Annotated in this window: 12 protein-coding genes; 8 read left to right on the forward strand and 4 right to left on the reverse strand. The window is 69.8% G+C overall.

The window, feature by feature from the left end:
- The first annotated feature begins 67 nt into the window (after nt 1-67).
- Nucleotides 68-1,129, forward strand: coding sequence for a Leu/Phe/Val dehydrogenase (locus tag BM066_RS13400; RefSeq protein WP_089928688.1), 1,062 nt, complete (start codon nt 68-70; stop codon nt 1,127-1,129).
- A 115-nt stretch (nt 1,130-1,244) separates the two neighbouring features.
- Here the strand turns inward: BM066_RS13400 and BM066_RS13405 are convergent, their stop codons facing one another.
- Together BM066_RS13405 and BM066_RS13410 are read right to left on the reverse strand one after the other, a co-directional pair.
- Nucleotides 1,245-2,189, reverse strand: coding sequence for an MBL fold metallo-hydrolase (locus tag BM066_RS13405; protein ID WP_255367579.1), 945 nt, complete (start codon nt 2,187-2,189; stop codon nt 1,245-1,247).
- 144 nt (nt 2,190-2,333) lie between these two features.
- Nucleotides 2,334-3,791 carry an MFS transporter gene (locus tag BM066_RS13410; protein ID WP_089928690.1) on the reverse strand — a complete coding sequence of 486 codons (1,458 nt, stop codon included), beginning with the start codon at nt 3,789-3,791 and terminating at the stop codon, nt 2,334-2,336.
- Between the two features lie 95 nt (nt 3,792-3,886).
- On the opposite strand from BM066_RS13410, the gene BM066_RS13415 reads away from it, so the two are divergent.
- The 4 genes from BM066_RS13415 (at nt 3,887) to BM066_RS13430 (ending at nt 8,808) form a co-directional block, all read left to right on the forward strand.
- On the forward strand, nt 3,887-4,192 hold the full coding sequence (locus BM066_RS13415) for a UvrB/UvrC motif-containing protein (RefSeq protein WP_089928692.1): 306 nt from the start codon (nt 3,887-3,889) through the stop codon (nt 4,190-4,192).
- A 190-nt stretch (nt 4,193-4,382) separates the two neighbouring features.
- A complete protein-coding gene (locus BM066_RS13420) occupies nt 4,383-5,036 on the forward strand; it encodes a TetR/AcrR family transcriptional regulator (protein WP_177218458.1) in 654 nt (217 codons plus the stop codon).
- A 317-nt stretch (nt 5,037-5,353) separates the two neighbouring features.
- Nucleotides 5,354-7,447: a TonB-dependent siderophore receptor gene (locus BM066_RS13425; RefSeq protein WP_089928697.1), complete on the forward strand. Its 2,094-nt coding sequence runs from the start codon at nt 5,354-5,356 to the stop codon at nt 7,445-7,447.
- Between the two features lie 8 nt (nt 7,448-7,455).
- Nucleotides 7,456-8,808, forward strand: a complete 1,353-nt coding sequence (locus BM066_RS13430) for a PepSY-associated TM helix domain-containing protein (protein ID WP_089928699.1) — start codon at nt 7,456-7,458, stop codon at nt 8,806-8,808.
- Here BM066_RS13430 and BM066_RS13435 read toward each other — a convergent pair.
- Entirely contained in the window at nt 8,805-9,482 is a 678-nt protein-coding gene (locus BM066_RS13435; RefSeq protein WP_089928701.1) for a UdgX family uracil-DNA binding protein, read from the reverse strand. The genes BM066_RS13430 and BM066_RS13435 overlap by 4 nt on opposite strands.
- Before the next feature lie 126 nt (nt 9,483-9,608).
- Between BM066_RS13435 and BM066_RS13440 the strand changes: the two genes are divergently transcribed.
- Together BM066_RS13440 and BM066_RS26460 are read left to right on the forward strand one after the other, a co-directional pair.
- Nucleotides 9,609-10,484, forward strand: a complete 876-nt coding sequence (locus BM066_RS13440) for a transglutaminase family protein (protein WP_089928704.1) — start codon at nt 9,609-9,611, stop codon at nt 10,482-10,484.
- Nucleotides 10,485-10,518: 34 nt separating this feature from the next.
- Nucleotides 10,519-10,665 carry a hypothetical protein gene (locus tag BM066_RS26460; RefSeq protein WP_177218456.1) on the forward strand — a complete coding sequence of 49 codons (147 nt, stop codon included), beginning with the start codon at nt 10,519-10,521 and terminating at the stop codon, nt 10,663-10,665.
- Between the two features lie 3 nt (nt 10,666-10,668).
- On the opposite strand, the gene BM066_RS13445 is transcribed toward BM066_RS26460, so the two are convergent.
- Nucleotides 10,669-11,679, reverse strand: coding sequence for an AraC family transcriptional regulator (locus tag BM066_RS13445; RefSeq protein ID WP_089928706.1), 1,011 nt, complete (start codon nt 11,677-11,679; stop codon nt 10,669-10,671).
- A gap of 103 nt (nt 11,680-11,782) precedes the next feature.
- On the opposite strand from BM066_RS13445, the gene BM066_RS13450 reads away from it, so the two are divergent.
- Nucleotides 11,783-12,607, forward strand: a complete 825-nt coding sequence (locus BM066_RS13450; protein ID WP_255367580.1) for a DUF2306 domain-containing protein — start codon at nt 11,783-11,785, stop codon at nt 12,605-12,607.
- The last annotated feature ends 19 nt before the right edge of the window (nt 12,608-12,626 follow it).

A 12,626-nucleotide genomic window follows, 5' to 3' on the forward strand; every position in this document is an offset into this window, starting at 1 on the left:
TTGTGACCCAGCCCCCGCCAGCGTACACCCGCGCGCAAACTTTCTGACCTAGGGCAGGACTGACGGCATGACCTTGTTCGATTCCCCGGATTTCGAGGGACACGAAGGCGTTCACGCGTTCTTTGACGAAAAAACCGGCCTGAAGTCGATCATCGCCGTCCACTCCACCGCCCGCGGTCCGGCCGCCGGCGGCTGCCGGATGTGGGACTATTCCAGCGCCGACGCCGCCGTGACCGACGCCCTGAGGCTGTCGCGCGGCATGTCGTACAAGAACGCCATGGCCGACCTGGACTTCGGCGGCGGCAAGGCCGTGATCATCGGCGACGCCCGCAGCCAGAAGAGCCCGGAGCTGTTCGAGGCCTTCGGCCGCGCCGTCGACAGCTTGGCCGGCAGGTACTGGACGGCCGAGGACGTCGGCGTCTCGCCGGCCGACCTGGTCGCCACGCGCCGGACCACCCGCTATGTCGCCGGGCTGGAAGGCCACGCGGCCGCCTCGGGCGATCCGTCGCCGGTCACCGCCGAGGGCGTGTTCCGCGGCGTACGCCTGTGCGTCCAGCGGGCCCTGAACCGCGACCTGAACGGCGTCACCGTCGCCATCCAGGGCGTGGGCCATGTCGGCGCCTATCTGGCCGAGAAGCTGCACGCCGCCGGCGCCAGGCTGGTCATCGCCGACGTCAACCCGCAAGCCCTCGACGAGGTGGCGACCAGGACCGGCGCCCGGATCGTCTCGACCGACGCCATTTTCGACGTCGAAGCCGACGTCTTCGCCCCCTGCGCCCTGGGCGGCGCGATCTCGGCCACGACCCTGCCGCGCCTGAAGGTCAAGGTGATCGCCGGCGGGGCCAACAACCAACTGGCCGACAAGACCATCGGCCAGGCGGTGTTCGAGCGCGGCATCCTCTACGCCCCCGACTATGTGATCAACGGCGGCGGCATCATCAACGTGGCCGGCGAGATCCGGGCCCTGGAGGCCGGCGCGGCCTTCGATCCGGACTGGGTGGCGGCCAAGCTGGACCGCCTGGCCCAGACCCTGGGCGAGGTGCTGGACCACTCGCTGGTCGACCAGCGCCCCGCAAACCTGGTCGCCGACGAGATCGCCCGCGCGCGCATCGCGGCGGCGCGTTCCTGACCCGCCCTTTCCCATGGAAGTGGGCGGGCCCGCGCGACGTATGGCGGGCGATGCAGATCTGAACCAACCGGCGTGATGGACGGAGCCCGGGATCCTGATATAGCCCCGGCTTGTTCTAACGCGTCTCCGGGATCCAGACGAACCCGTCGCCCTGCGCCTTCACACGGCCAAGGCCGGGGTAAGGGAAGTGGACGGCGTAGAGCCGCAGGTTCTCATCGGCCGCGCGCCGCAGCAGCGCCCGGCGGCTGGCCTGAGCGGTCGCCGCGTCGCCGTCGAACTCCACGGTCCAGTCCGGCTTCTGCACCGAAACCACCGAGTGATGCGCGCTGTCGCCGATGTAGAGCAGGCGATCTCGCCCCGACGCGACTTCGTAGGCGCTGTGACCTGGGGTGTGCCCGTTCACCGGCACGGCCGTGACCAGGCCCGGCAAGACGACGGCGCCGGGGACAAAGGTGACGACCTTGGGCGCGATGGCGGCTGCAAGCACGCTTTGGTCCTTGTTGTCCCTCATGGCCGCCCATTCCGGCGCGGAGAGGTGAATGGCGGCGTTGGGAAAGGCCAGGCCGCCGCGCGGACCGAGAAGTCCGCCCACGTGATCGGGATGGGCGTGCGAGATGAAGATGTCCGTGACCTGGGCGGGGTTCACGCCGACCGCTCGCAGGGAGGCCTGGAGAGCGTCTCCGCGGGCGAAGCTGGCGTCGCCGGCCCCGGTGTCGAAGAGCAGGATCCGGCTGGCGCTACGCACCAGGAGCGGCTGGATCCCGAGCTCCAACTGGTCCTGCCGCAGCCCGTTCGTCTTGAGCACCGCCGCCACTTCGGCTGGCGAACGGCCAACGCCGAAAGTCTTCCCGTCGTTCGCGACGGTGATGGTCCCGTCGAACAGGGCCGCCGCCTCGAGTGCTCCAATTTTGAAACGGGTGATGTCGTGCGCGGGTGCGGCCAAGACAGCAGGTGCGACGGCCGATCGGGCAGGCTGGGCCTGAAGCGGATCGGCGGAGACTCCTGTCGCCAGGACGAGAAGTCCCGCCAGACCGAGATTGCGCAGGGTGTGGATAGGCACGAGCGAGCGACTCCCAAGTTGAACCGGGGATATGGGCTCGCTGGACGGGGACGCCAGACGCCTCCTGAAATTCTCGGTGAAGCTCACGGCGCCGATATGATCGTCTCAACCGTCACGGATGCCTCCAAACACCCGTCACCGATGTCACCGGTCTGAAGACCTTTGGGCGAGGGGATCCGTCGCGCGGACCCGTCCCGAAATCTCCGCCCCCGCGTCCCGGTCCAGCCGCAGGTAGACCGGCAGGGCCAGCAGCGTCACCAGGCCGATCGCCACGAACGGCCAGGTGAAGCGGTCCGGGGTCAGGTGGGCCTGGTGGCCGCGCGCCAGGTGCAGCATCAGGCCGCCGAAGCTGACGCCCAGGGCCAGCCCGACCTGCTGCGCCACGGCCGCCAGGGTCGAGGCGGCGGCCACCCGGGGCTGGGGCACGTCGGCATAGGCGATGGTGTTGGTGGCGATGAACTGGTTGGAGCGCGCGAAGCCGGCCAGAAACAGGGCGCCGGCCATCACCGCCATCGGCGTCGCCAGGGTGAAGAAGCCGGGCGCGGCCGTCAGGACCGCCGTGGCGATCACGAACACCGCCAGCGAGGTGCGGAAGCCGAAGCGCTTGAGGCCCGCCGCCGCGAACGGCCGGGCGATCAGCGTGCCGACCCCGGTCCCCAGGGTGACCGCGCTGGCCTTCAGCGGGCTCCAGCCCAGGGCGACCTGCAGCAGCAGCGGCAGCAGGAACGGACTGGCCCCGATGCCCAGCCGCACGAACGCCCCGCCCAGCAGGCTGGCGCGGTAGGTGCGATACTTGAGCAGGGCCAGATCGAGGATCGGCCTGGGCGTGACCTTGGCCTTGCGCAGATAGAGCCAGCCCGCGCCCAGCGACAGGGCCAGCACGGCGGCCTGGGCCCAGGGCGGCAGCAAGGACAGCCCCGCCGTCTCGGCCACCACCACCAGGCCGCTGATGGCGATCGCCGACAGCAGGAAGCCCAGGGTGTCGAATCGGCCCATTTCCTTGTTGGGCTGGCTCTTGGGCACGAAGCGCATCACCGCTGTCATGCCCAGCAGGCCGATCGGCAGGTTCAGATAGAAGATCCACGGCCAGTCGGCGACGCTGAGCACCAAGCCGGCCAGGGGCGGGCCGATCAGCGGGCCGACCAGGGCGGGCATGGTGAACCAGCCCATGGCTCGGATCAGCTTGTCCTTGGGCGTCGAACCGACCACGATCAGCCGGGCCACCGGGGTCATCATCGCCCCGCCGATCCCCTGCAGGATCCGGGAAGCGACCAGGGCCTCCAGGTTCCGCGACAGGCCGCACAGGGCCGAGCCGGTCAGGAACACGATCATCGCCGTCAGGAACACCCGCCGCGCGCCGAACCTTTCCGCCGCCCAGCCGCTGGCCGGGGTGAACACCGCCAGGGCCAGGATGTACGAGGTCAGGGCCAGCTTCAGGTGGATCGGGTCGACGCGAAAGGCGTGGGCCAGGGTGGGCAGGGCGGTCGACAGAGCTGTGGAGTCGATGAACTCCATCAGCAGGGCGCTGGCCACGGCCAGCGAGATCAGCCGGGTTCCAAGAACCGACGGGTCTGGCGAAGGGGCGGGCTGATCGGTCGACACGACGGGCGGCTTACGCCTGTCGGCCGGCGATCTCAAGCCGCGGCCCGATCGGGCGTCTCGCGCGTTATCATGCATGCACCCGCCGGGAGCCCGCGATGACTCAGGAAACCCATCTGTCCGAACTGGAGGAGGAGATGGCCCAGGCCGTCGCCTCCGAGGATTTCGAAACCGCCTCGGCCCTGCGCGACCAGATCGACCAGATCCGGCGCGACCAGCGGATCATGGAGCAGCCCGGCGCCGACGCGCCCCAGGCTTCCTATCTTCGTCGCCAGGAACCGGGGAAGATGGGGCTGGGGACCGACCAGCCCCGCCATGTTCCGCCCAGGGGCTGGGTTCCGCCCGCCAAGCCCGACCCGATGACGACGGGACATTCCAAGGGCGGCCGGCGTTCCAGGGGCTGAGAGCGCGGGCGCGCATCGATCTGCTTTCAGGCGCGCGGGGCGCCCGCCTTCATGGCGGCCTGGCCCCGCTTGCAGAATTCCTCCGTCCGCGTTCCATCTTGACGCTTGCGCCAAATTCGAACGGCCGTAAGACTTCCCCACAGGTAAAGGGGATACCGTAGTGAGTCCGAAGAGCGACGGCGCGACCGTCATCACCGCGCCAGAAACCGATGTCGAGGGCGTCGACAACGAAGCCGTCACCAAGAACCTGGTGTTCGTCGCCGCCGAGCGGCTGTTCGCGCTGCACGGCTTCCAGAACGTGTCGGTGCGCGACATCACCGCCGCGGCGGGCGTCAACCTGGCCTCGGTGAACTATCACTTCGGCTCCAAGGACGCGCTGCTGTACGAGATCTTCCGGCGGCGCACGGTCGAGCTGAACCGCGAGCGGGCCAAGAAGCTGCACGAGGCGACCGACCGCCATGCGGGCAATCCGCCGGTGCGCGAGATCCTGGCCGCCCTGCTGACCCCGCCGCTGAAGTGGCTGGCGCCGGACCACGAGCGCCGCATCTCGCTGCAGTTCCTGATCCGCGCCCGCAGCGAAGGCACCGACGAGATCCGCAAGGTGCTGCAGACCGACGTCACCCACCTGCGGCGCTTCTCGGACGCCCTGCTCAAGGCGCGGCCGGACCTGCCGTCCGAGGAGATCTACTGGCGGCTGCACTTCACCCTGGGCATGCTGCACAACAACCGCTTCGCCGAGTTCGACCGCCTGAACGTGCTGTCGGAAGGCGCGACCAGCGAAGCCGACGTCGAGGCCCTGCTGGGCCGCATGCTGGCCTTCGCCGAGGCGGGGTTTTCGGCTTAGGGGCCGATCGCGTTCCGAAGGAAGCCGCTCGGAGAGTCATGCCGTTGTCATCCCGGAAGCCTCGTAGAGGCTGTCCGGGACCCAGGGGACTGGGCAAGCACGGTGCAGCCGCCCCCGGAGCCCGGACAAGCGGTGCGCGCTTTCCGGGACGACAACCTTGGTTGAAGCCGGGCCTTCGGACGCCTGGCCGTCTGAGCCCACACCCGCGCCCTGATCCGACAAATGTCGCGTAAAGCCGTCCTCGCGGTTTGACAGGCCGCGCCCTTACCTCCTATTGCATTTGCGACTCATTATTGTTCGCAAGCGAGCCCTGTCCCATGATCGTCTCCCCGCGCGCCCTGCTGATGGCCGGCGCCGCCGTCCTGGCCCTGTCTTCCGGCGCCGTCGCTCGAGCCGCGGAGACCGCGCCCGCCGCCGAGGCCGGCGTGGCCGAGAACCAGGTGGACGGCGTGGTCGTCACAGGGGCCCGCACTCGCACCTCGGCGGTGACGGGCCTGGACATGAGCCTGCGCGAAACGCCGCAGTCGGTGACGATCCTCGATCAGGCGCGGATCCGGAGCTTCGGCCTGACCACGGTCAACGACCTGCTGGCCCAGGTGACCGGCGTCAATGTCGAGAAGGTCGAGACCGACCGCACCTATTACAACTCGCGCGGCTTCGACATCACCAACTTCCAGGTGGACGGGATCGGCCTGCCGCTGATCTGGGGCATCCAGTTCGGCGATCTGGACACCGTGCTGTTCGATCGCGTCGAGGTGGTGCGCGGCGCCAACAGCATGATGACCGGCACCGGCAACCCGTCGGCTACGGTCAACTACGTGCGCAAGCGCCCGACCGACAGCTTCCAGGCCAGCGCCGCGCTGCAGTACGGCTCGTGGGAGAACTACCGCCTGGAGGCCGACGTCTCGGGCCCGCTCGACGCCGCGGGAGCTGTGCGCGGCAGGCTGATCTACGCCAACGAGGACAGGGGGTCCTATCTGGATCACTACCACGTCAACCGGAACGTCTATTCGGGCCTGCTGGCCTGGGACGTCACGCCCAAGCTGACCGCCACCGCCGGCTACGCGTTGCAGGACAACCGCTCGCGCGGCGTGCTGTGGGGCGCCCTGCCGCTGCTCTATTCGGACGGGACGCGGGTCGACTATCCGCGTTCGGCCTCCACTTCGGCCGACTGGACCTACTGGAACGTCAAGGACCAGACGGCCTTCACCGAGCTGGACTACAGGTTCGACAACGGCTGGCAGGTCAAGGCCACCGGCACCTACAAGCGCTTCAACGAGAACGCCAAGCTGCTCTACGCCTACGACAACCCCGACCCGGCCACCGGCCTGGGCGTCAAGGGCATGAGCGGCGTCTATCCGTCGAAGTACGAGAACTTCATCCTCGACGCCTACGCGTCGGGCCCGTTCCAGCTGTTCGGCCGCACGCACCAGCTGGTGGTGGGCGGCCAGACCTCCAAGTCGACCGGCAAGGAGTGGGAGAACTTCTCAGGCGACACGATCCTCTATCCGGCCGTCGGCCTGTGGGGCTCGCAGCAGGTCGCCGAGCCGACCTATCCCGGCGCGTACCAGGCCTCGGACCAGACCGACCGCCTGTCGCGCTTCTACGCCGCCGCCCACTTCAGCGTGACCGACCCATTCAAGGTCGTGGCCGGCTTCAACGCCCTGAAGCTGAAGTCGAAGGGCTATTCCTACGGCGCCGACACGCCGCGCGACGAGAAGAAGGTCAGCCCCTATGTCGGCGCGGTCTACGACCTGACGCCGAACGTCTCGCTCTACGCCAGCTACACCGACATCTTCAATCCGCAGTCCGAGCGGGACGCGAACAACCAGAACCTGCCCGCCGCCCATGGCCAGGCCTATGAGGCGGGCGTCAAGAGCGAGTGGTTCGACCATCGCCTCTATCTGACCGGCGCGGTGTTCCAGTCGGAGCAGAAGGACCTGGCCTTCGCCGTCGGCATGGACGGAACCCGGACCGTCTATGACGGTCTCGACACCAAGGTGACCGGCTACGAGCTGGAAGCCACCGGCGCCCTGACCGACCAATGGACGCTCAGCGCCGGCTGGACCCAGCTGAAGATCGAGGGCGAGAACGGCCAGGATCGCGAGTACCTGCCGCGCAAGACCTTCAAGGCCACCACCACCTATACCTTCCCCGAACTGCGCAACCTGACGGTCGGGGCCGCGGTGCGCTGGCAGAGCGCGGTGTCGATGGTCGACATCGCGCCGGTCGAGCAGAAGGCCTACGGCGTCGTCGACCTGATGGCCGGCGTCGACCTGACCGACAAGGTGCGCGCCACGCTCAACGTCGATAACGCGGCCGACAAGACGTACCTGACCAGCCTGATGTGGACCCAGTCGTACTACGCCGCGCCGCGCAGCGCGTCGCTGCGCCTGACCTACAGCTTCTGAGGACGGACATGGACGCGCGAACCCAGGATCTCGCCCCGGTTCCTCCCTACGCCGGACCCGCGCCCGCGCGTTCGGGAGCCGCCCGGTTCGCGCCGTCCAGCCTTCGGCCCGTCCTGACCTTCCTCCATCGCTGGGTGGGGCTGTTCATCGCTGGATTCCTGTTCGTGTCGGGCGTCACCGGGGCGGTGATCTCGTGGGACCACGAACTGGACGACGTGCTCAATCCGCACCTGATGTTCGCCCGGTCGAAGGGCGGTCCCGCCTTGTCGCCGTTGGACCTGGCGCGCCGGATCGAGGCCCGCGACCCGCGCGTGCAGGTGACCTACCTGCCCCTGGCGGCCGAGCCGGGCGGGACCCTGGCGTTCGGCGTCGCGCCCAAGCGCAACCCCGCCACCGGCAAGCTGTTCGAGCCGCACTACAACCAGGTGTTCATCGATCCGGCGACCGGGGCCGAGCAGGGGCGGCGCGAGTGGGGCGCGGTCTGGCCGATCACCCGCGAGACCTTCGTCTCGTTCCTCTACGTGCTGCACTACAGCCTGCACATCCCGGCGATGTGGGGGATCGACCGCTGGGGGATCTGGCTGCTGGGCGGCGTGGCGATCCTGTGGACGCTGGACTGCTTCATCGGTTTCTACCTGACCCTGCCGCCGCGCCAGAAGGCGGCGGCCGGGGCGCGCGGCGCCAAGCCGGCCAAGGGGTTTTGGGCGCGCTGGAAGCCGGCCTGGATGATCAAGACCTCGGCCAGCGCCTACCGGATCAATTTCGACATCCACCGCGCGTTCGGCCTGTGGCTCTGGGGCGTGCTGTTCACCGTGGCCTTTACCGCCTTCTCGCTGAACCTCTACAGCGAGGTGTTCTATCCGGTCATGTCCAAGGTCTCGAAGGTGACGCCCGGCCCGTTCGACCTGCGCAAGCCGGCCGACCATCATGCGCCGATCATCGCCGCCCGCACCTACGCCCAGGTGCTGGACAGCGCCCGGGCCGAGGCGGCCAGGCGCGGCTGGCGGGCGCCGGCTGGCGGGGCCTTCTATTCGCCAGACTACGGGATCTACGGCGTGGCCTTCCACGAGCCCGGCGGCGACCACGGCGCGGCCGGCGTCGGCCCGCCCTACCTCTATTACGACGGCAGGACCGGCGGCCTGGTGGGCGTCTCCCAGCCGTGGAAGGGCACGGCCGCCGACATCTTCGTCCAGGCCCAGTTCCCGCTGCACTCGGGGCGCATCCTGGGCGTTCCGGGACGGATCCTGATCTCTCTGACCGGGGTGGTCGTGGCGGCGCTCAGCGTGACCGGCGTGGTGATCTGGCTGAAGAAGCGCAGGGCGAGGGCGGGGCGTCGGAGATTTAGGCGGGCGGCCGCCTAACCCGCCATCCTCCACGCCTGCTTCAGGTCCGCGACCAGTTCGGCGTAGGCGCGGTCCCTGGCGTCGGGATCGGGAATGCGCAGCAGGAAGGACGGGTGCCAGCTGACCAGGCCCTGCTCGCCGCCGTCCAGGGCCTGACGCTGGCCGCGGGTCTTGCCGATCGGCAGCGCCTTGCCGAACACCGCCCGCACGGCCGTCGCGCCGAGAGCCAGGACCACCTTGGGCCGGACCAGCCGGCGCTCGGCGTCCAGCCACCAGCGGCAGGCCTGGACCTCGCCCCGGTCCGGGGTCTTGTGCAGACGCCGCTTGCCGCGCGGCTCGTGCTTGAAGTGCTTGACGGCGTTGGTGACGAAGACCCGGTCGCGCGCCACGCCGGCCTCGGCCATCGCCCGGTCCAGCAGCCGGCCGGCCGGTCCGACGAAGGGAACGCCCTGCAGATCCTCATGGTCGCCCGGCTGCTCGCCGACGATCATCAGCGCGGCCCCGGCCGGCCCCAGGCCCGGCACGCCCTGGGTGGCGTCGCGCCACAGGTCGCAGCGGCGGCAGGCCTGGATCCCGGCGGCCACGGCCTCCAGGTCGACCAGGTCGCTCTCGCCGAGCGACCCGTCGCGCGCTCGCCGCCTGGCGGGCCTGGGCGCGCGGGCGGAGGGCTTGGCGGGATGGACGGCGACCATGGTTTCGGTGCGGTTCCGGGCGTTTCCGATCTGGTCGGAATGGCTGCGGCGCGAGGCGGGTTCCCTCCAGCCCGATCACCCGCCTGTGACGGAACAACGCGGCTCCGTTGGGGTTATGGTAGACCTATGGCGCGGCTCGGCATCCTTCACGAAACGCGGTACAGCTACGCCCGGCCGGTCGGCTTCGGGGCGCATCGCCTGCTGATCCGGCCGCGCGACAGCCACGCCATCCGCATCAGCGAGGCCTCGCTGCAGACCTCGCTGCCGGGCGCGACCCGGTGGACCTACGACGCCGCCGGCAACTGCGTCTGCTGGTTCACGCCCCAGGGCGAGGCCGACAGCCTGACCATCACCAGCCGGCTGGTCATCGACCGCTTTCCCGCGCCCCTGACCAGCCTGCACATCGACGACCCGCACACCGTCTCGCCGATCGTCTACGCTCGCGAGGACCGGGCGGTGCTCAATCCGTTCATCACCCCGGCCACCGAGGACGAGGACCGGGTGTTGCTGCGCTGGCTGCGCGGCCAGATGGAGCGTCCCGACGAGCCGGCGATCGACTTCCTGCTGCGGATGAACCGTACGATCCACGACCAGTTCGACTACGTCCCGCGCGAGGCGGCGGGCGTCCAGACGCCCGCCGAGACCATCGCCCTGGGCGCCGGCACGTGCCGCGACTTCGCCTGGTTGATGGTCGAGGCCCTGCGGCGGCTGGGCTATGCGGCGGTGTTCGCCACCGGCTACGTCCACAGCCCCGGCGCGACCATTCGCGGGGCGGGGGCGACCCACGCCTGGTGCGAGGTGTTCCTGCCCGACCTGGGCTGGACCGAGTTCGACCCGACCAACGGCTTGGCGGAGTCGCCCGACCTGATCCGGGTGGCCGCCACCCGCACCCCGGGCGAAGCCCGGCCGGTGTCGGGCACGATCATCGGCGAGCCCGGCGAGACCCATCTGAGCGTCAGGGTCGAGGTGCGTTTGCTCGATGCCCTTGAGGCGGCGGCGTGATAAGAAAGACAACAGGTTTCGGGAGGAAGACGCTATGATGAAACCGTTCCAGCAACAGGCGCCCCAGGGCGGCGGCCACCTGCCGCATCCCGAGCCCACGCCGCAGCACGGCCGGCAGTCTGACGCCGAGTGCCTGAAGACGCCGGAGAAGCGCTCGTTCGAGCCGCGGCCGGCGCACTAGGATCTAGGCCTTGCGGCCGCGCGGACTGGCGCCGGTCCAGCGCTTGAACGCCTTCGAGAAGGCGCTGGCGTCGGCGAAGCCCACCAGATAGGCGGTCTCGCTGACCGACACCTTCCGGCCGTCCAGATAGTGCACGGCCAGGCGGTGGCGCAGGTCGTCGAGCAGCTGCTCGAAGCTGACGCCCTCGGCCTTCAGCTTGCGATAGAGGGTCTGGCCGCTGACCCCCAGCTCGCGCGCCACGAAGGCCTTGCCGACGGTGTCGCCCTTGTGCAGCAGCGGCAGGATCAGGCGCTCGACCCGCCCCCGCATCGTCCGGCTGGCCTGGAGCTCCTCCAGCAGCGCGGCGGCGTGGGCGCTGAGCACGCCGAACACATACGGGTTGGGCTTGTGGATCTTCAGGCTCAGCCAGCTGGGGTCGATCCGCATGGCGTTGCGGTCGGCGCCGAAGGTCACCGGGACCTGGAGGATGCGGTCGTAGGCCTCGGCATGGGCCGGCGCGGCATGGGTGACGAGCAATTGCTTGACGAACGGCGTACCCGGATAGTGCCGCGCCACCTCGCAGATGAAGCGGCCGAAGGCGAGTTCGGTCAGTTCGGGGAAGTTGTCGGGCGGCCGCTGATCCTCCAGCCACAGGCCGTCGTCACGCGGGGTCAGCTTGAAGCGCTCGCCGGGCGCCAGGCCGTCGATCTCGATGACCAGGCGCCGGAAACGATTCAGTTCGGCCAGGGCCTCGCCCATGGTGTCGGCCGACTGGCAGATCAGGCCGACCACCGAGAACTCCTCGAACCGGGTGCCCCCGCAGAACTCCAGGGCCAGGGCGGGGGCGGCGCACAGGTCCCGGCCGGCGGTCATCAGGGCGATGTAGCGGCTCATCGGCACGCGGGCGTCCTGGTCTTCCAGGTCCTCGGCCCGCAGGCCGGCGCGGCCGAGCAGCGCCTCGCGGGACGCGCCCTTCGAGACCGCGAACGCCAGCAGCGCCCTGGCGTAGCCCGCCGACACCGTGGGCTCGGACATCCCGTTTCCTCTGTCGCGTTCGGCCAAGACTCTGGCCTCGGCGGACATGTCGTTGCGCCGCGCGGGACGTCAAGCTGACGCCCTCAGTCGGGGGATGATCAGCGTGAGCGAGACGATCTTGAGCCGGCGCGTCGAGGCCGGCGCCGGGGCGGACAGGATTCTGAAGCGGGCCGGCGCGGCCTGGTTCCTGGTCGCGGCCCTGGGGCAGGGGGCGTTCGCCGCCTACATCGTCGCCTTCTACTGGCGCGCGGCCGTGCTGGGCGACGTCCAGCGCTGGAACGAGGTCCTGGGCGGCCATGGGGTGACCCCCGGCCAGCCGGCGAGCAACCTGTTCCTGGGGCTGCACCTGCTGCTGGCCGGGATCGTCACCGTCGGCGGCCCGCTGCAACTGGTCCCCTGGGTCCGGGCGCGGTTCATCGGCTTCCATCGCTGGAACGGTCGCGCCTACGTGGTGACGGCGATCGGGGCCAGCCTGGCGGCCTTCTACCTGGTGGCCAAACGCGGCACGATCGCCGGGTCGATCATGAGCGTCGCCATCAGCCTGGACGGGGTGCTGATCCTGGCCTGCGCGGCCATGGCCTGGCGTCAGGCCCTGGCCCGCCGGATCGACAGCCACCGGCGCTGGGCCATGCGGACCTTCATGGTCGCCAGCGGGGTGTGGTTCTACCGCGTCGGGCTGATGGCCTGGTTCCTGGTCAACCGAGGACCGGCAGGCCACACCGACAGCTTCGACGGCCCGTTCGACGTGTTCTGGGCGTACGGTTGCTACCTGCTGCCGCTGGCGGTGCTGGAGCTGCACCAGTGGGTCCGGGACCGGGGCGGGGCGGCGGCGAAGCTGGGGATGGCGGGGCTGATCGGGGCGGCGGCGCTGGCGACTGGGCTCGGCGTGTTCGGAGCGGTCGTGGGGATGTGGCTGCCCAGGCTGTAGCTCCCTCAGTCGCTTCGCG

Origin of the sequence: Caulobacter sp. UNC279MFTsu5.1 (assembly GCF_900114015.1) — a bacterium.
In the GTDB taxonomy this organism is placed as follows: Bacteria; Pseudomonadota; Alphaproteobacteria; order Caulobacterales; family Caulobacteraceae; genus Caulobacter.

What these genes read in the sequence shown, in the direction of transcription:
- BM066_RS13425 (WP_089928697.1), top strand. Translation starts at nt 5,354, where the DNA reads ATGATCGTCTCCCCGCGCGCCCTGCTGATGGCCGGCGCCGCCGTCCTG.
- BM066_RS13430 (WP_089928699.1), top strand. Translation starts at nt 7,456, where the DNA reads ATGGACGCGCGAACCCAGGATCTCGCCCCGGTTCCTCCCTACGCCGGA.
- BM066_RS13400 (WP_089928688.1), top strand. Translation starts at nt 68, where the DNA reads ATGACCTTGTTCGATTCCCCGGATTTCGAGGGACACGAAGGCGTTCAC.
- BM066_RS13415 (WP_089928692.1), top strand. Translation starts at nt 3,887, where the DNA reads ATGACTCAGGAAACCCATCTGTCCGAACTGGAGGAGGAGATGGCCCAG.
- BM066_RS13435 (WP_089928701.1), bottom strand. Translation starts at nt 9,482, where the DNA reads ATGGTCGCCGTCCATCCCGCCAAGCCCTCCGCCCGCGCGCCCAGGCCC.
- BM066_RS26460 (WP_177218456.1), top strand. Translation starts at nt 10,519, where the DNA reads ATGATGAAACCGTTCCAGCAACAGGCGCCCCAGGGCGGCGGCCACCTG.
- BM066_RS13445 (WP_089928706.1), bottom strand. Translation starts at nt 11,679, where the DNA reads ATGTCCGAGCCCACGGTGTCGGCGGGCTACGCCAGGGCGCTGCTGGCG.
- BM066_RS13440 (WP_089928704.1), top strand. Translation starts at nt 9,609, where the DNA reads ATGGCGCGGCTCGGCATCCTTCACGAAACGCGGTACAGCTACGCCCGG.